This window comes from Colwellia psychrerythraea (genome assembly GCF_000764225.1).
In the GTDB taxonomy this organism is placed as follows: Bacteria; Pseudomonadota; Gammaproteobacteria; order Enterobacterales; family Alteromonadaceae; genus Colwellia; species Colwellia psychrerythraea_D.
Genome location: NZ_JQED01000046.1, coordinates 109,372 through 127,456, shown reverse-complemented (window position 1 = coordinate 127,456; position 18,085 = coordinate 109,372). Strand labels below are relative to the sequence as shown.

General features: G+C 37.5%; 14 protein-coding genes. 7 read left to right on the top strand and 7 right to left on the bottom strand.

Going from position 1 to position 18,085, the window contains the following annotated elements; all coding sequences use genetic code 11:
- Nucleotides 1-2,169, bottom strand: a complete 2,169-nt coding sequence (gene fadB, locus ND2E_RS04880) for a fatty acid oxidation complex subunit alpha FadB (protein WP_033095071.1) — start codon at nucleotides 2,167-2,169, stop codon at nucleotides 1-3.
- Nucleotides 2,170-2,492: 323 nt separating this feature from the next.
- Nucleotides 2,493-4,715, bottom strand: coding sequence for a bifunctional diguanylate cyclase/phosphodiesterase (locus ND2E_RS04885; RefSeq protein WP_033095070.1), 2,223 nt, complete (start codon nucleotides 4,713-4,715; stop codon nucleotides 2,493-2,495).
- A 281-nt stretch (nucleotides 4,716-4,996) separates the two neighbouring features.
- Here ND2E_RS04885 and ND2E_RS04890 point away from each other — a divergent pair, with 281 nt between their 5' ends.
- On the top strand, nucleotides 4,997-5,896 hold the full coding sequence (locus ND2E_RS04890) for a TIGR03899 family protein (RefSeq protein ID WP_052056844.1): 900 nt from the start codon (nucleotides 4,997-4,999) through the stop codon (nucleotides 5,894-5,896).
- 168 nt (nucleotides 5,897-6,064) lie between these two features.
- Nucleotides 6,065-6,445, top strand: a complete 381-nt coding sequence (locus ND2E_RS04895) for a MerC domain-containing protein (RefSeq protein ID WP_033095069.1) — start codon at nucleotides 6,065-6,067, stop codon at nucleotides 6,443-6,445.
- A gap of 75 nt (nucleotides 6,446-6,520) precedes the next feature.
- Here the strand turns inward: ND2E_RS04895 and glnG are convergent, their stop codons facing one another.
- The 4 genes from glnG to glnA all read right to left on the bottom strand — a co-directional run bounded on the left by glnG (nucleotide 6,521) and on the right by glnA (nucleotide 11,363).
- Entirely contained in the window at nucleotides 6,521-7,921 is a 1,401-nt protein-coding gene (gene glnG / locus ND2E_RS04900; protein ID WP_033095068.1) for a nitrogen regulation protein NR(I), read from the bottom strand.
- On the bottom strand, nucleotides 7,918-9,033 hold the full coding sequence (glnL, locus tag ND2E_RS04905; RefSeq protein WP_033095067.1) for a nitrogen regulation protein NR(II): 1,116 nt from the start codon (nucleotides 9,031-9,033) through the stop codon (nucleotides 7,918-7,920). Before glnL ends, glnG begins: the two co-directional genes overlap by 4 nt.
- 158 nt (nucleotides 9,034-9,191) lie before the next feature.
- Entirely contained in the window at nucleotides 9,192-9,710 is a 519-nt protein-coding gene (locus ND2E_RS04910; RefSeq protein WP_033095066.1) for a DUF4124 domain-containing protein, read from the bottom strand.
- A gap of 246 nt (nucleotides 9,711-9,956) precedes the next feature.
- Nucleotides 9,957-11,363, bottom strand: a complete 1,407-nt coding sequence (gene glnA, locus ND2E_RS04915; protein WP_033095065.1) for a glutamate--ammonia ligase — start codon at nucleotides 11,361-11,363, stop codon at nucleotides 9,957-9,959.
- Nucleotides 11,364-11,783: 420 nt separating this feature from the next.
- On the opposite strand from glnA, the gene ND2E_RS04920 reads away from it, so the two are divergent.
- Together ND2E_RS04920 and ND2E_RS04925 are read left to right on the top strand one after the other, a co-directional pair.
- Nucleotides 11,784-12,908, top strand: coding sequence for a DUF481 domain-containing protein (locus ND2E_RS04920; RefSeq protein ID WP_033095064.1), 1,125 nt, complete (start codon nucleotides 11,784-11,786; stop codon nucleotides 12,906-12,908).
- A 94-nt stretch (nucleotides 12,909-13,002) separates the two neighbouring features.
- Entirely contained in the window at nucleotides 13,003-14,097 is a 1,095-nt protein-coding gene (locus ND2E_RS04925; RefSeq protein WP_223303667.1) for a DUF481 domain-containing protein, read from the top strand.
- A 28-nt stretch (nucleotides 14,098-14,125) separates the two neighbouring features.
- Here the strand turns inward: ND2E_RS04925 and ND2E_RS04930 are convergent, their stop codons facing one another.
- Nucleotides 14,126-15,250 carry a 2Fe-2S iron-sulfur cluster-binding protein gene (locus tag ND2E_RS04930; protein ID WP_033095062.1) on the bottom strand — a complete coding sequence of 375 codons (1,125 nt, stop codon included), beginning with the start codon at nucleotides 15,248-15,250 and terminating at the stop codon, nucleotides 14,126-14,128.
- A gap of 110 nt (nucleotides 15,251-15,360) precedes the next feature.
- Between ND2E_RS04930 and mpl the strand changes: the two genes are divergently transcribed.
- The 3 genes from mpl to ND2E_RS04945 all read left to right on the top strand — a co-directional run bounded on the left by mpl (nucleotide 15,361) and on the right by ND2E_RS04945 (nucleotide 18,022).
- Nucleotides 15,361-16,773: a UDP-N-acetylmuramate:L-alanyl-gamma-D-glutamyl-meso-diaminopimelate ligase gene (gene mpl, locus ND2E_RS04935; RefSeq protein ID WP_081962087.1), complete on the top strand. Its 1,413-nt coding sequence runs from the start codon at nucleotides 15,361-15,363 to the stop codon at nucleotides 16,771-16,773.
- A 71-nt stretch (nucleotides 16,774-16,844) separates the two neighbouring features.
- On the top strand, nucleotides 16,845-17,345 hold the full coding sequence (gene def, locus ND2E_RS04940) for a peptide deformylase (protein ID WP_033095060.1): 501 nt from the start codon (nucleotides 16,845-16,847) through the stop codon (nucleotides 17,343-17,345).
- Nucleotides 17,346-17,398: 53 nt separating this feature from the next.
- The gene (locus ND2E_RS04945) at nucleotides 17,399-18,022 is read left to right on the top strand and encodes a flavin prenyltransferase UbiX (RefSeq protein WP_033095059.1); all 624 of its coding nucleotides are present in this window, start codon (nucleotides 17,399-17,401) and stop codon (nucleotides 18,020-18,022) included.
- The last annotated feature ends 63 nt before the right edge of the window (nucleotides 18,023-18,085 follow it).

Below are 18,085 nucleotides of genomic sequence, written 5' to 3'. Positions count from 1 at the left end.
TTAAGCTAATTTAACATCAGTAGTGAAATATGATTTACCTGATTTTGCCATTTCACGTAGGCCATCAGTTACATGATAAATTTCGCCTAAATCAGCATATTTATCAGCCATTGCGATGAAGTTATCTAAACCTAAAGTTTCTAAGTAACGAATTGCACCGCCTCTAAATGGAGGGAAGCCAACGCCATAGATTAAGCCCATATCTGCTTCAGCTGCGGTATCAACCACGCCTTCTTCTAAACAGCGAACCACTTCATTAACCATAGGGATCATCATTCGAGCTATGATCTCTTCGCTGCTAAAGTCTTTTTTATCAGCACAATGTTGACCCAGTAATTCGTAAGCAACAGGAGCTGGAACTTTCATTGGACGGCCACGTTTATCTTTGACGTGATCGTAAAAGCCTTTACCGTTCTTTTGACCTAAACGTTCATTAGCATAAAGAGTGCTAACAGGGTCATTGTCAATTTTCTTCATACGGGTTGGGAAGCCAGAAGACATAACACTTGTACAGTGATCAGCAGTATCGACGCCAACAACATCAAGTAAATAGGCAGGACCCATTGGCCAACCAAATTGTTTTTCCATCACTTTATCGATAGTAGTAAAGTCAGCACCTTCAAGTACTAATTGGCTAAAGCCAGCAAAGTATGGGAATAAAACACGATTAACATAGAAACCCGGACAATCATTGACAACAATTGGAGATTTACCCATTTTAGCGGCATACGCCACTACGGCAGCAACAGTTTCATCTGACGTATCTTTACCGCGAATAACTTCTACTAGTGGCATTTTATTTACAGGGTTAAAAAAGTGCATGCCACAAAAGTTTGCTGGTCGTTTTACGCTTTGCGCCAATAAATCGATTGAGATGGTAGAAGTATTTGACGTTAAAATAGCATCTTCACTGATAACACCTTCAACTTCAGCTAACACCAAACCCTTAATTTTAGGGTTTTCAACAACAGCCTCAACAACAATATCTACGTCTTTAACGCTGTCATAGCTTAATGAAGGAGTGATGTTGTTTAATACACCAGCCATTTTTTTAGCATTCATACGACCACGTTCAACTTGTTTAGTTAAAATGCCCGCAGCAGTTGTTAAACCTAAATCAAGTGCTTGATCATTAATATCTTTCATAATGATTGGCGTGCCTTTATAAGCGGATTGATAGGCAATACCACCGCCCATAATACCAGCACCTAAGACAGCCGCTTTATTGACTGATTTTTTAGCAAGTTTACTCGCTTTTTTCGCTTTGCCTTTGATCACTTGGTCTGCCATAAACAAACCAATTTGTGCTGTTGCAGCATCTGTTTTTGCAAGTTTTGCAAAACCGGAATTTTCGGCAGCCATTGCACCAGTGCGATCTAAGTTAGCACTAGCAATCAAGGTATTTATCATCACCATTGGTGCAGGGTAATGCTTACCCGCTTTTGCGGCAATCATACCTTTACAGGTAGTTGATGACATGATTAGTTCTGTCGGTGATAAATTTAAAGGCTCTAGCTTCGGCTGGCGTTTTGCGCGCCAGTCTAGTTTGCCGTCAATTGCTAATTTAAGCATGTTAATCGCAGCAGCGTGTAAATTTTCTGGCTCTACAACGGCATCAATAGCACCTTGTGCTAGTGCGGCTGCAGGCTTGAATGCTTTACCTGTTGACATCCAAGTGGCGGCATTATCAAAACCAATAAGTCTTGGTAGTCTAACTGTTCCACCAAAGCCAGGCATCAATCCTAGTTTAACTTCTGGTAAACCGATACTGGCATTAGTCGATGCTACACGGTAGTCACATGCTAGCGTCATTTCACAACCACCGCCTAAAGCGATACCATTAATAGCAGCTATCGTTGGTAATTGAATATCTTCAAATGAGTCAAAGACATCTGATGCACCTTTTGCCCAAGATGTTAGGGTGTCTTCTGGCTGGCTAAATGAAACTAAAAATTCTGTAATGTCAGCACCAACAATAAACGTTGATTTGCCTGAGGTAACAATTACCCCTTTAGCTTCACTGCAATCATTTATTGCTGCAACTACAGCGATGTACTCTGCAAAGGTTGCTTGATCGAATTTATTTACTGAGCCTTGGGCATCGAACTTAAGTTCGACGATACCATCCTCAAGTAGCTGAGCACTAAGGCTTTTGCCTTGATATATCATACTATGTCTCCTTCACCTAATAAGTGGTGTTGATGTATTGATGAATATTTATGTATAGACCAAACCGATAAAAGTACCCATTTGGCAATTAATATGTTCTGTTTTTAGCTTTGCCTGAAATTAATAGACAACTGAGTGTGCCCTTAAAGAAAGTAAAATGCAATGATTTTAAAACAGTTGTTTTAATTGTGTGTTTGTTTTGGCTATTGATTAATTAAAGTACAAAGAAAAAGACCAATAAAAAGCACTCTATCCGTCAGGGTAAGAGTGCTTTAATAAGTATTTGAAAATAATAAGTGAGGCTAAAGTTTGTTTTTGTCGAGTTAACTTTGTTGCTGTAAAAAATTGATAAATTCATCAGCCGGCATTGGTTTAGCGTAATAGAAGCCTTGCACCTCATCACAGCCTAATTCCAGTAAACGTTCTTGCTGCTCAATTTCTTCTATGCCTTCAGCAATGACTTTAAGCTGCATCTTTTTACCTAAGTTAATAATCGTTTCGGCGATAACTGATTGACCTTCTTGATGAATATCAGTAACAAAAGCGCGATCAACTTTAAGGCGATCAAGAGGAAGTTTTTGTAAGTAACTTAATGAAGAAAAACCTGTACCAAAATCATCAAGTGCAATGCTGATACCTTGGGCCTTTAATTTGGTTAGCGCATCAATAATGATTTGCGGTTCATCCATTAAAATATTTTCAGTAATTTCTAATTCAAGCTTATGTGGTTTAATTTTATGTTGCGTCATGGTGTTGATTATATTATCAACAAAATTATCTTGTCTAAATTGTGGAATAGATACATTGACTGAAATGCTAAGCTCAGAAAAATTTTGTTCTAATATTTTTAATTGCTTGCATGCTTGGCTAATTACCCAATCTCCGATTTCAATAATTAACCCCGAATATTCTGCTAGAGGAATAAAAACAGCAGGAGAAACAAATTTACCATCAGTAGTACGCCAGCGGAGTAAAGCTTCAGCACCAATGACCTTACCTGTAGTTAACGATAATTGCGGTTGGTACCAAAGTTCAAGACAGTCATTAGCAAAATCGTTACGCAGCTGGCGAATCATGTTTAGGCGCCATTGCATTTGATCTTCAATATCTGAGTGATAATAAGCAAAATGCTCTAAACGGTTCTTTTTGGCAATATTCAGTGCAATATTAATTTGATTCAACACTTGCACACCACTACTTTGCGCATGTTCTTTAGTACATAAACCAAAGCAAGAATTGATCGGAAGGTGTTGTTCGCCAGCGGAAAATGGCTGGTGAAATAAAGCGATTAAGTTTTCAGGGGTTAAGCAATCAGCTGGACCAATAATGCCAAATACATCTGCACCTACCCGAGCAAGTTGACAGTCACAACCTATGGTTTGTATTCGTTGTCCTACGGCAGTAAGAAGCTGATTACCAATATCTTGTCCTAAGGCATCATTGATATCACTAAAATGGTTGATATCAATTAAAGCGGCAACGGTATTATCACATTCATTTTGAGCGAAGTTATCGAGTAAGCGTACAAATTCAAGACGGTTTGGTAAATTAGTTAACCAATCTCTATAAGCAGCGTTTGTCAGTTTTTGAAACAAATGTACATTTTCATACCCTACAGCTACGCCTGTTATAAAAACATTCAATAATTGCGTTTGAATCTCGCTTAAAGGACTAGAAATTCTGACATGAATGACTGCTCTATAATCACCTTTAGCAACATAAAGGTTAAGGCTGTCATCTAGATATTGATGCTTTTGTTGCAAGTAACAAGCTTTCACTTGTTTACTTGCATGATGGTCTTGTAACGTATCAATTTTTTTATTTATTAAGTTATTATCAAAGCCTTCTTGTGCTAAAACATAAAAGCTTAAGTCATCAATATTATCAATAATTCCTTGGCCTCTAGCGCAAAAAACGGCTGATATATCATCACTTATGAGGAATTTTAATTGCGTTAAAACACTTTGGCTATAGGTAGAAAGAGAATGCTGGGATGATAATTCGGTAGCGCCAGAGACTATTTTTTCAAGACCTTGACGGTTCTCATTAACAGTCGCAATTTGTTGAAAAGAGCGAATAGCGGCAAAAACAGTAGTGACTAACTTGCGACGAGTTAACTCCGTTTTAGTCTTATAATCATTTATATCATACTCTTTTATTACACTTTCTTCTGGAGCATAGCCAGGCTGGCCTGTACGTAAAACAATACGAATATCTTTTCGTTGTAATGTTTCTCTTATATATTTGACAACATTTAGACCAGCATCATCAGTTTCCATAACCACATCGAGCAGTACGAGAACAATGTCGTCATTTTGTTCAATTAGATGGCAGGCATCTTTACCTGAATAAGCATGTAAGTACTCAAGGCGACGTCCTAATACGACAAGATCTGATAAGGCTAATTGAGTCACTGAATGTATTTCTGGATCATCATCAACAATTAAAACTTGCCAAGTTTCATTACTGCCAAACGCTAAGATCTCGTCTTCATCGCTATCATCGATGAATAAAAAGTCATCATGTGAATTTTCTGATGCTTGCATACTGGCCTCATAACTAAGCATATTGTCTGGAAATATAAATAGTTAAAATTGAAATTTATTTTACGGAACTTAACTATAACTCAATACTACTTTTTTACACCATTGGGCGAGATAATGAAACCTGTTTGCTAATATTTTATTTGTTTTATTTTACTAGGTTATAATAAATTGAATTTAATCATGTATCGTTAGCCTAGCTTTTGACATAGTGTGTATAAACGTTAAGCAACGAGCGAAATATTTCTGCTTATTTTAAGGATATTGAAAAAGGAGGTAATAAAGTGACTAAAGACAAATTAGATGTTGTAGTACTTGAAAAAGACGTTATAAAAAAGGGGGATGATACCGAAATAATAAAGAGTAATAAATCCACTCAAAGCTCAGCAGAAGCCGGCGTTTCACAACAGTTTTTAAAGCTTGCTAAACGATTTGTTATTGATGGAGCATTATTACCAGAAGATAAACAAATGCTCATTGAAGATAGAACGGTGAAGCGTGCTAGGTTGAATCAATTACGTAAGCAGCAAAATATTGAAAACATTATGCAGAAAACGCTTAGTTACTGCTCCAGTGTTGAGTTTGGGCAAAGAACTGATCATGACTGGTTCAGCCGGTATATTGCGTTATCTGAAGATGTCAGTAACCCGACTATGCAAGATTTATGGGCAAAAATATTAGCTGGCGAGCTGACTAAACCAGGATCTTTTTCCTTTAAAGCGTTACAAATTTTTCGAGATATGAGTATTTATGATGCTAAATTATTAGCGAAAGCATGTTCATTAGCGGTAAAAGATCCAAATAAAAAAAATATTCGTCTAGTAACGGGCGCTTATCAACAACCTGGTTTACTTAATTTTTTCTCTAAGCAGCGACAACAGTATTGTAATTTAAGTCAATATGGTTTGAATTATGCGGATTTGTTAGCTTTGTCAGAAAGTCACCTTATCTATTTGCAAGAGAGTGAGTCGAGCTTAATCACTAAAGATGAAGTGCTACAATTTACCTATAATGGCTTAGCGTTAAAGTTAACGGCAAAAAAATCGAATGTTTGTCTGCAATTTTATAAATTTACTCCCTTGGGTACTGAACTTGCTCACCTTATTAGTGATAAGGGCAATGATGAGTTTTTTGTACATCTAAAAAAGATGTTAACTCATTATTTTGCTGTGAAAAGTGATTAGTAGTGATATGGCTTTGCTATTCGGTAATTCATTGAAAGAGGGAATCTTAAGCTTGCATACTTAGTTGTAATTTACTAATGTTATATTATATCAATTGTGATACTATCTCACTTTGAAGGCCTTAACAGGTCTGTTTACAGTAAATTAATTTAGATTCTCGGAACGACTATGTTAGATAGAATAGGCATTACAGCAACTTCCTTATGTGCACTGCATTGCATATTACTACCTATTATACTGCCAATGTTACCTTTGCTTGGTTTAAGCTTTTTAGCGGATCATGCATGGGAACATGTTTTTCTTCTTATGACTGCTGCTCTTGGTACCATAGCACTATTTTCTGGTTTTAAACGTTATCATAGACGTTTGTATCCCTTTTACTTACTGTATTTAGGTGTGACTTTATACTGGATTAAACACGATTTTTCTCAAACATTAGAGCCGTTTTTTATTATTGGTGGGGCAAGCCTTATTATTGCGGCACACTTCATTAATATTAAATTGTGTAATAGCTGCAAACAATGTGATGATGAAGCTTGCAGTAGCTAACTTTCTATCAAAAGATCACTACTACTTTTCATTTCGTCTTATCCCTGTCGGATTAATCAATTAATCTAATGGGTATTATTTATCAAATTCTTTTAGTTTTCTTGTTAAAGTATTTCTTCCCCACCCTAATTTTTTGGCCGCATCTTGTTTGTGTCCTTGGGTAAAGATTAGTGCTCGCTCAAGCATTATTTTTTCAAACTCAATCTGTGCGTAATCCAATATGGCATCTTTTCCTTGTGCTAATTCTTGGTCCATCCAATGACTAAGTAAGTCTTGCCAAGCAGTGGAATCACTCTTTGAAGGAGTTGATTTATCAACTAGTTCATTGGGTAAATCTTCAATAAGGATTTCTTGACCACTGGCCATTACCGTTAAAAATCGACAAATATTCTCTAACTGCCTAACGTTTCCAGGCCAATGGCAGTTATTCAGGAAATTACTGGCCTTTTTACTCAAGGTTTTAACCTCAACACTTAACTCATTTGCTGCCTGTGTTAAAAAGTGCTGGCTCAGTTGTGGAATATCTTCCTTGCGTTCTCTTAGGCTAGGTAAATGAATGCGAATAACATTGAGACGATGAAATAAATCTTCCCTAAACTCACCTTTTTTCACACGGTCTTCAAGGTTTTGATGAGTTGCTGCGATAATACGAACATCGACTTGAACGGGTAAGTGTCCACCAACACGATATACTTGACCATCTGAAAGTACACGTAATAGGCGTGTTTGAATATCTAATGGCATATCACCAATTTCGTCTAAAAATAAAGTCCCACCATGTGCTTGTTCAAAGCGACCTTGTCGGACTGAATTTGCACCAGTAAAGGCACCTTTTTCATGACCAAATAATTCAGATTCAATTAAGTCTTTCGGAATAGCGGCCATATTTAACGGAATAAAGGGCTCATTTACTCGAGGACTATGGGAATGCAGTGCTTGTGCAACTAATTCTTTACCTGTGCCTGACTCGCCATTAATGAGGACACTGATACTTGAACGAGATAAGCGACCTATTGCCCGAAACACTTCTTGCATAGCAGGCGCTTCACCAATCAAGCCAACAGCTGCGGGTATATCTTTTTGATTTTTATTCTTCTCATTTTGCTCTCTGGCATGGGTGAGGGCACGTTTACTTAGATTGATGGCTTCATCTATATCAAAGGGTTTAGGCAAATATTCAAATGCACCGCCTTGGTATGCATTAACAGCACTGTCTAAATCTGAGTGAGCAGTCATAATTATCACTGGGATATGGGAGTGCTGTTTGTTTAATCTCTTTAATAACTCCATTCCATCGATGTTTGGCATGCGTATATCAGAAATAATGATTTCCGGCTGACCATGATCTAATGCAACCAGTAAGTTTTCTGCACTTTCAAAAGCGGCACAAGTAATATTTTCATTCGCAAAAGCTTTCTCAAGTACCCACCTAATAGAGCTATCGTCATCAACTATCCAGACTTGTTCGGTGATCATATTGTACTCTCTTGTGATAAAGGTTCTTGACTTAAGGGTTGTTGTTTTAAAGGCAGTAGAATTGTAAATTCGGTATGACCTGGGCGGCTATGACAGGATAACTTACCTTGATGTTGGTTTATTAATGTTTGTGAGATAGATAAACCTAATCCTGTACCATTGGAACGACCAGAGACCATAGGATAAAAAAGTGTGTCTTGAATTTCACTGGGAATGCCAGGTCCGTTATCAATAATGCTAATTTCAATCGCTAATTTTATTCGTTTACCGTGAATAGTTTTATTACTGGCAATTCGGGTTCTTAGCGTAATGTTGTGTGTTTCATCAATAGCTTGAATAGCATTGTTAACAATATTAAGTACCGCTTGTTGCAGTTTTTCTTGATCACATTCAATAGCGGGCAATGAAGGATCATAGTCCCGCGATAAATCAATTTTTTGAGCGTTTGAGTAACTCACTAACTGGCATACTTTCTCAAGTATTCCATGAACATTGTGTTCTTGCATCTGGGGTAATTGATTTGGCCCGAGTAGACGATCAACTAAGTTAGTTAAGCGATCGGCTTGTTCGATAATCATGCTGGTGTATTCTTGTTGTTCGCTACTCACTTCTTTACTGAGTAACTGTGCTGCACCCCTCAGCCCTCCTAGCGGGTTTTTAATTTCGTGCGCCAGACCTTTTATAAGATCACGCGCAGCAAGCCATTGCTGATGCTGAAATACTTCTAAGCTAATTTGTTTTTGCTGATCTATCTGTTTGAACTCAAGTAATACATGTGGCGCTCTTTCAAATTCAACTGAAGAAGCGGTTACTTCAGCGGTAAAGCGATGACTTTCATTTAGCTCAACAACAATGTCACAGTCAGTAAATTCCTGACCAGTGGCGAGCAGTTGCATTAAACGTTTGTGATTAATGCTTGTATTCGCAAAAATCATTTCAGATTCTGTATTGTATAAACGGTATAGGCTTTTATTTAACAGCGCCTCTGCTGCAGGGTTGACATAAACGATGGCGAGTTTTTCATTAAGAATAATCACAGCAGTCACCAATTGATTGGCAAGTGATTGCTGATAAGATAACTTGTGATCTTGTATATAACTACGACTATTCATAAAAACCCTTAGGAAGATAATTCCATGCACCTTTTTGGTGCGTGCAATTTTAGTTTACTAAAGAAAGGTTTTATTTGCAGTGTTAATTTTGCTTGGCAACAAGGTGTTAATTCTTCTATAGCTCTTTGCTGATAAGGGCAAAAGTAATGGGTACTAACTTAGTTTGTTGAAGCTCTATGCATATAAAACGTTACTGATGCTGATGATGCAATAACCTTGCCTTTTTCATCTAGTAGTAACATTTTAATTTTGTGCTCGCCTCTATCAATATCTCTTAGTGAGAACATAGAGTGCTTTTGCGGTTTTTGATGGGGTTTTCCGTCAAGTACTAATTGTACTTCTAATCCAGGCTTAAATCTTGGCTTGATACCTCCACCAATATATATTGAGCCAGTATTATCACGGATTGTGGCATTGTTTTTAGGTGTATCTATAACTATTTCATATTCTTCTATTACTTCTTGGGGAGTAATATCGAGTACTTTGGTATCAAGAGAAGTGCTTGATTGAATAATATTGCCGGGCTTAGTTTTTACTTCTTCTGCTCCCGGCATAGGCGAGTCAGAAAAAACCAATACACCTTTTTCATTACGCCATACGTAAATTTTGGCTGTTTTTGGGTGAACAGGAGCAGATAAGGTGATGCTTAATAGTATAAATAATAATAACTTGATCATAGTTCCTTATATTTCCCTGTGCTTTGGGTGGTCAATATTCACATCATTCCTTAATGTACGTTAATTTAAGTATATATCTATACTTTATACAAAAAAATGTTTTTTAATATTTTTCTATCAATAAGTTATTTTTGTGATCATGACATAATTTAACTGTGGTTTTATTGATGTTTCAAGCATAAAAAAAGCCCACCTAAGTGGACTTTTCATTTACCGATAAGAACTTCAATGAGAAGCTATGCGATATTAAACGCTGTAGTAAAGATCAAATTCTACAGGGTGTGTCGTCATGTTTACAAGTTGAGACTCTTCACGCTTAATAGTGATGTATGCATCAATCATGTCTTTATCCATAACACCACCGGCAGTTAAGAATTCATAATCGCTTTCTAAGCTTTGAAGTGCATCTTCAAGTGATGTAGCTACTTGAGGGATTGATGCTGCTTCTTCAGCAGGTAAGTCATATAAATCTTTATCCATTGCATCACCAGGGTGAATTTTGTTTTTAATACCGTCAAGACCAGCCATCAATAATGCAGAGAAAGCCAAGTAAGGGTTACAAGCAGGATCAGGGAAACGTGCTTCAATACGTGTTGCTTTTGGCGTTGGTACAATTGGGATACGAATTGATGCAGAGCGGTTACGTGCAGAGTATGCAAGCATAACAGGTGCTTCAAAATGTGGAACCAAACGTTTGTATGAGTTTGTCGCTGGGTTAGTAAATGCGTTCAATGCTTTAGCATGCTTAATAACACCACCGATGTAATAAAGTGCAGTTTCAGATAAACCACCGTACTTATCACCAGCGAATAAGTTAGTACCGTCTTTAGCAAGTGACATATGTACGTGCATACCAGTACCGTTATCACCAACAAGTGGCTTAGGCATAAAGGTAGCTGTTTTACCGTATGCGTGAGCTACGTTATGAACAACATATTTATAAATTTGAACTTCATCTGCTTTTTTAACTAGTGTGTTAAAACGACAAGCAATTTCGTTCTGGCCACACGTAGCTACTTCATGGTGATGCGCTTCAACTACTAAGCCCATATCTTCCATTACTAAACACATGGCTGAACGTAAATCTTGTGATGAATCAACAGGTGCTGTTGGGAAGTAACCGCCTTTAACACCAGGACGATGGCCCATATTGCCTTCTTCGTATTCAGTACCTGAATTCCAAACAGCTTCTTTATCATCAATCTTATAAAAAGAACCACTCATGTCGGTATGGAAACGTACATCGTCAAATACGAAAAACTCTGGCTCTGGACCGACTAATACAGTATCAGCAATGCCTGTACTACGTAGGTATTCTTCAGCGCGGTTAGCTACAGAGCGAGGATCGCGGCTGTAACCTTGCATTGTGCTAGGCTCTAAAATATCACAACGGATATTTAAAGTAACAGCTTCAGAAAAAGGGTCTAGCACAGCTGTAGATGCATCAGGCATCATAACCATGTCAGATTCGTCAATGCCTTTCCAACCTTCAATAGATGAACCATCAAACATTTTTCCATCTTCGAAAAAATCTTCATCTACTTGGTGATGAGGAATTGAAATGTGTTGTTCTTTACCCTTCGAATCGGTAAAACGAAGGTCAACAAATTTGACATCGTTTTCTTTAATTAAGTCGAATACTGCTTGTGACATTGTGTCTCTCCACTGAGGTTAATTTTATAAAATTCTGCAAATGTTTATGTAAGTCATAAAATGGATGAAGTTATAAAGATTGGTTATGATCATTATTCATCTATTGTTATTCGTTTAATAGCTAAAATCGTGCCAAGAGGAAGGTCGTTGATTAATAAGCTTTTTTATAACGCTCGCAATCTCTGTTGCACCTGTATAGTGCTTTCGATGCATCATTATGGTGCACCTGTGTTGTTGTTAGAATCCTACTATAGAATATATTTTGCTGATTGCCCTTAATAATTTATATTTTTTTTCTCTTGTTGTGTTTAATATAAACAGTTGAGCACACTCGATATTGCGCCATTGTGTTTTCATCATCGCTATATTTATAATTTATTGTCTTTAATCTGAGAAATGCCCTAACAGGTATGAGGTTTTATGAATAACACCATAGCAACCCTGACAACGGTAATTTTGGCTTTGTTTCTTTCGTTAACACAATCGACATTCAGTTATGCTGAGGACGGTAGGACTGAGTGGCAGAAACCGACTCCAGTTTTTAAACAAGATTTTGATTGGATAAAGCTGGCATCAGATGAATGGCTTAAGGGCGATATCATTTCAATGTATGACGAGAAACTAGAGTTTGATAGTGATGAGCTTGATATGCAAACTATTGACTTAGAGGATATTGCCGAATTACGTAGTAAGGAATGGCAAAGTATTCGAATGTTTGATGGAACCATTGATGAAGGGTATTTGGTGATAAAAGATGGAAAACTATCCTTAGTAAAAAATGGCGTGACGACCCATTATGAGTTTAGCAACCTTTTATCTATTGCATCCTCAGGAAAAAATGAAAGAGATTTATGGGATGGTTATGTCAATTTAGGCATAAATCTACGTGAAGGTAATACTGTGCAATTTGACTATACTTTCTCTGCTGGAATACAGCGACGAAGTTCGAGCAGTCGCTTTAAAACAGATTATACTGCTGATTATAGTCGCTATGAAGACAATAAGACTGAAGAAACAACCGTTACTGCTGATAGTGAACGATTAACGTCATCTTATGACTGGTTCTTTAACCCCAAGATTTATTTCCGAGCCGCTGATTTTGAATATATGGCTGATGACTTTTTAAACCTTGATTATCGAATACACTATGGTATTGCATTGGGTTATCATATTGTTGATACGAGTCGTACAAGTTGGGATGTTAATCTTGGTCCAAGTTATCAAAAAAGTAAATTTCTTGATGTTAAAGAGGATGAGAGTGACAGTGAAGACTCTTTTGGTCTTACTCTTGGCACTGATTTTACCTTTGAAATTTCTAGCGATATTGACTACGAAGCATCATATAATGTCCAGGTAATTGATGAAGCCTCTGGTGGTAATATTCATCACTTTCAAACAGGCCTAGAAATTGACCTCACTAACGATTTTGACCTTGATTTAACTTTTTATGCCGATCGAACAGAAAATCCGAAAGAGGACAGTGAGGGACAGGTACCAGAAAAAAATGATTTCCGTTTAGTCGTTGGTTTAGGTTACGACTTTTAGCAAAGCAACTCCGTTTGTATCTAAGGCTTGTATCTCAATTAGTACAGGCCTTTTTTAATGTAATTCAGTAGTGAGAGTAACCATACATACTATTGTGAATAAGTATTTATTATTAGTGATAGCCTTAATTACCTTTACCAGTAATGGGCAAGAAAAGTCTGAACATCTCGAGGTATGGAATCCGCCAACGCCCGTTTTTTCTCAACAATTTGATTGGCTTAAACTGCGATCAGGGGAGTGGCTTAAAGGCGATATTATTTCTATGTATGACGATGAGTTGGAGTTTGAAAGTGATGAGTTTGATACCATCACTTTTGATTGGGATAAAGTAACAGAACTTCGTAGTCGATTCGATCAACAGATACGTTTCGCTAATGGGGAAGTAAAACAAGGCTTCCTTATCGTTAAGGATCAACACCTTGTGCTCATTAGTGATGGTAGTGAGCAACATTATCCTTTATCTGAACTCTTATCGATCACGTCTTCTTCTGATGTAAGAAAAGAGTTGTGGGATGGGAAGGTTAGTTTAGGTATTGATGTTAATAAAGGTAATGTTAGTCAGCTTGATTACATGGTAAATGCGAGAGTACAACGAAGAACACCCTTTACCCGTTTTAAAATTGATTTTACCTATAATTATAGTAAATCTACTGCGGATGAAAGCACAACAGTTATCACTGATACAAGTCGTCTAACTTCAAACCTGGATTGGTTTTATAGTCGTAAGATCTTCTTTCGCGTGTTTGATTATGAACATTTTACAGATTTACAACAAAATATTAAGTCTAGAAATACAATAGGGCTTAGTTTAGGTTACCACATCTTTCAAAATAAGCGTTTGCAATGGGATATTACACTTGGTCCGAGTTATCAACAAACCAAGTATTACGACGTTTCTGATGAAAGTGACCAAAAAAGTGGCGTAATAGCTTTAGGCACTTTATTTGATTACAGTATTTCAAGCCGATTAGATTATTTATTTGATTACCAATTACAATTTGTCGAAGAAAAGTCAGGTAAGCGAAATTCACATTTGAAAACTGGTTTTGAGTTTGATCTTCAAAATGATTTTGAGTTAGATGTCATGATTTACTTAGACCGCGTTGCTGAACCAGTTGCTACTGTGGATGCTGCTATTCCTCAGTCAAATGATTACAGGTTAGTAGTAAGTTTAGGTTATGACTTCTAGCATTAGATATTACCACATGGAACAAATACTACTCATGGCTTATCTCAACATCAGTTAAGGCATGGCAACTGCAAAGTAATATATAACCTTGACGTTGCTCTCTTTCTGATAATCCGTCAGTTGAATGCTGTTCGACTTGGCCACTGATTAACTTTGCTTTACAGCTACCACAACTACCCCCACGACATGAATGAGGTAGAATTAACCCAGCAGCTTCGCCTTGATCTAACAAAGAATCTTGTTGATTACCTTGATAGCGCTTTTTCCATCGGCTAAAGTAAATTGATACTTTCTTATTACTGTTTTGAGGTATCAAACTTTGCTGGTTAATCTCTTGGTGTTCTGCTTCTGTCTTTAATACAGAGATGCTTTCTTTAATATCATTGCTGTCACCTGTTGAATACTCATTTTTACCAAAACTCTCCTCATGAAAGTTACTTGGCTCTGCCCCTAGCTTAAGTAAAAGAGCTTGAGTGTTGTTGCGAAATAATTTAGGTCCACAAACAAAAGCTTCATAATGATTAATTTGCTTAATATTACTTAACATTTGTTCATTCAGCCGTCCTTGAAATCCATGCCATTGTGAATTGGCCCCTTGCGTAAGGGTGTAAATTATTTGGCAATTGCCATGTCGCTTCGCTAAATCATTTAACTCAGCTTGAGCAATTAAGTCGATTTCCTGCTTTGCACTATGGATAAAGATAATTTGGTTTTTACACTGTATTTCTGTCATAAAACGCAGCATTGAGAGCATAGGTGTTATGCCACTTCCAGCGCTGATTAATAATATTTTTGGCGGAATAGAGTCACGTATGCAAAAGTTACCCGCGATTTCTTTAACATGAATCGACCGGCCTACTTTAAAATGATCATGAAAGTAATTAGATACCTTACCTTGAGGAATTCGTTTGATAGTAATGCTGACATAAGCAGAATTAGTTGGTGTGGAGGAAAGCGTATAACAACACGCTTGCATAGTTCCGGCCATATTAACGGTGAAATTTAAGTACTGGCCAGCATAGTAGTTAAAGCCTATCGTTTTTTCACGCTTAGGTTGAGTGAATAGGTAAGTCTTTACATCATGCGTTTCTTGTTGGATTTTTTGACAGACTAATGTAAACGTATCTTTGGTGGTAGCGCTTGATAGAGTCATTTATTACTTTACTCAGCTAAGTTTATAGGCTGTATATACAGATAAAGCTTAGTTATTAAGGTATGATATCGTCAATTATAACGCTTCTTTATGTTTTGATTATTATATTTATGACTAATAAAACTCAACACCTTCATATCTTGGGTATTTGTGGCACTTTCATGGGTGGGATTGCTGCTATAGCTAAGCAACTCGGCTTCAAAGTTAGTGGCTCTGATGCCAATGTTTATCCACCAATGAGTACTCAGTTAGAGCAGCTAGGCATTGAATTAATATCGGGTTACCAAACTGAAAATTTTTCTGATGATATTGATCTTGTGATTGTTGGTAATGCCATGTCGCGTGGAAACCCCATGGTGGAACATATGCTCGATCGTAATATTCCTTATACCTCTGGTCCACAATGGTTACTTGAAAATGTCTTGAAGGATCGTTGGGTTCTTGCTGTGTCGGGTACACATGGGAAAACAACGACCAGTAGTATGCTGGCGTGGATTTTAGAATATGCTCATATGTCGCCAGGTTTCCTCATTGGTGGTGTGCCACAAAATTTTTCTAGCTCTGCTCGTTTAGGTGAGACACCTTTTTTTGTCATTGAGGCTGACGAATACGACAGCGCTTTTTTTGATAAACGCTCCAAATTTGTCCATTACCGTCCACGTACCTTGGTGATTAACAACTTAGAGTTTGATCATGGCGATATTTTCAATGATCTAAGTGATATTCAAAAACAATTTCATCACCTTATCCGAATGGTGCCTAGTAACGGTTTGATTTTATCTCCCGCGAACGAAGTCGCTATTGGTGAAACATTAGCCATGGGTTGTTGGACACCTACTGAATTTTCTATACGAGAGCCTAGACAAGATAAAATGCTTGATATGGGCTGGCAAGTTGAAAAGTTAACGGCACAAGGCAGTGAGTTTATTGTTAAGTTTAATGGTCAAAAACAAGGTGTAGTGAAATGGGATCTTATTGGCGATTTTAATATTGATAACGCCGTAATGGCGATAGCAGCAGCACGTCATGCAGGCGTACCAAGCGGTGTTTCTATTGAAGCACTCGCAGAATTTGTTAATACGAAGCGCCGTTTTGAACTTCGCGGTACGGTCAATAATATTAGTGTTTATGATGATTTTGCTCACCACCCAACGGCTATAGCAAAAACATTAGCTGGTGTCCGTGCTAAACTTTCACAACAAGAGCAGGTTGGACGCATCATTGCTGTATTAGAGCCAAGGTCGAATACCATGAGATCAGGAGTTCATAAAGATTCGTTACCTAAGTCGTTGGTAGATGCAGATCAGGTCTTTATCTATCAAGATGAACAGGTAACTTGGTCTGTGAGTGATTTAATCAATCAATGTAAGCCAATATGCCAAATTGAAGATAATATTGACAGCTTAGTGGAGGCGATTAGCCAACAAGCTCAAGCTGGGGATATAATTGTTGTTATGAGTAACGGGGGCTTTGCTGATATCCATAATAAACTATTAAACCGTTTAGCGACGGCAATCGTATAAGTAAATAGCATGATAATTAAGACAGCCTAACCAATTTAGTTTAATCAAAATAGTAAAGAGAATGTAGCACAATGACAGTATTAACTATACTTACCGCACCTAATGATAAACTTATAGAGCAAGCAAAACCTGTAGCTGATGTGAGTAAAATTCAAGGGTTAATCGATGACTTACTTGAAACTATGTACGATACAGATGATGGTATCGGTTTAGCTGCAACTCAAGTGGGCAGTAGTGAAGCCGTTGTGGTTATTGATATTTCTGAAAACCGTGATGAACCACTTGTGCTAATTAACCCAGTGATCACTCACGGAGAAGCAACAGCTAAGGGGCAGGAAGGCTGTTTATCTGTGCCTGGCTACTATGCGGACGTGGAACGTTTTACTAATGTTACTGTTGAAGCATTAGATCGCAATGGCCAAGCAATTACTATTACCAGTGATGAATTTCTTGCGATTGTGATGCAGCATGAAATCGATCACTTAAACGGTACATTATTCATTGACTATTTATCACCGCTGAAAAAGCAAATGGCATTAAAGAAAGTCAAGAAAACAATTAAAAATGGTTAGGGGTAACCATAAACTACACCGTGAGTTTGTAGCTAATGATAAGAGAACTGAGTATGGCGAGTAATGATTTTAACGGCAAAATAACACTTGCTATCACAGGTGCTTCAGGTTCAGCTTATGCTCTACGCCTAATTGAATGTCTAATTGCAGCAAACTACCAACTCTATATTCTGTGTTCAAGTGCGGGACGTATTGTATTAGATACTGAAGTCGGGGTAAAAATTCCGAGCTCCCCTGATGCAGCCAGTAAGTTTTTTACTGAAAAATATCAGGCTAAAGAAAATCAAATAACGGTATTTGGTAAAGAGCAATGGTTCTCTCCTGTTGCTTCAGGCTCTTCAGCGCCGAAAAGAATGATTGTGTGTCCTTGCTCTACCGGAACAATGGCTGCTATTAGTCATGGTATGAGCGATAACTTAATAGAGCGTGCTGCAGATGTGGTGATAAAAGAGCGTGGGCAGTTAATTTTAATGGTGAGGGAAACGCCTTTTTCAACGTTACACTTGCAGAATATGCTCAGTTTATCACAGCAAGGAGTAACCATTATGCCTGCATCTCCAGGATTTTATCATAACGCAGAAACCATTGAAGACCTGATAGATTTTATGGTGGGGAGGGTGCTAGATCACCTTGGCATTAAACAAGATATTATGCCGCGCTGGGGCTACAACATATAATTGATAACTCGGTGTTAATACTCCGGCTACAAAAAAAGCGACTGATGTCGCTTTTTTTACGTG

Bases quoted from the DNA above. Each gene is read 5' to 3' on its own strand.
- ND2E_RS04910 (WP_033095066.1), bottom strand. From the start codon at position 9,710: ATGATCAAGTTATTATTATTTATACTATTAAGCATCACCTTATCTGCT.
- glnA (WP_033095065.1), bottom strand. From the start codon at position 11,363: ATGTCACAAGCAGTATTCGACTTAATTAAAGAAAACGATGTCAAATTT.
- glnL (WP_033095067.1), bottom strand. From the start codon at position 9,033: ATGAATAGTCGTAGTTATATACAAGATCACAAGTTATCTTATCAGCAA.
- ND2E_RS04885 (WP_033095070.1), bottom strand. From the start codon at position 4,715: ATGCAAGCATCAGAAAATTCACATGATGACTTTTTATTCATCGATGAT.
- fadB (WP_033095071.1), bottom strand. From the start codon at position 2,169: ATGATATATCAAGGCAAAAGCCTTAGTGCTCAGCTACTTGAGGATGGT.
- ND2E_RS04895 (WP_033095069.1), top strand. From the start codon at position 6,065: ATGTTAGATAGAATAGGCATTACAGCAACTTCCTTATGTGCACTGCAT.
- mpl (WP_081962087.1), top strand. From the start codon at position 15,361: ATGACTAATAAAACTCAACACCTTCATATCTTGGGTATTTGTGGCACT.
- glnG (WP_033095068.1), bottom strand. From the start codon at position 7,921: ATGATCACCGAACAAGTCTGGATAGTTGATGACGATAGCTCTATTAGG.
- ND2E_RS04930 (WP_033095062.1), bottom strand. From the start codon at position 15,250: ATGACTCTATCAAGCGCTACCACCAAAGATACGTTTACATTAGTCTGT.
- def (WP_033095060.1), top strand. From the start codon at position 16,845: ATGACAGTATTAACTATACTTACCGCACCTAATGATAAACTTATAGAG.
- ND2E_RS04920 (WP_033095064.1), top strand. From the start codon at position 11,784: ATGAATAACACCATAGCAACCCTGACAACGGTAATTTTGGCTTTGTTT.
- ND2E_RS04945 (WP_033095059.1), top strand. From the start codon at position 17,399: ATGGCGAGTAATGATTTTAACGGCAAAATAACACTTGCTATCACAGGT.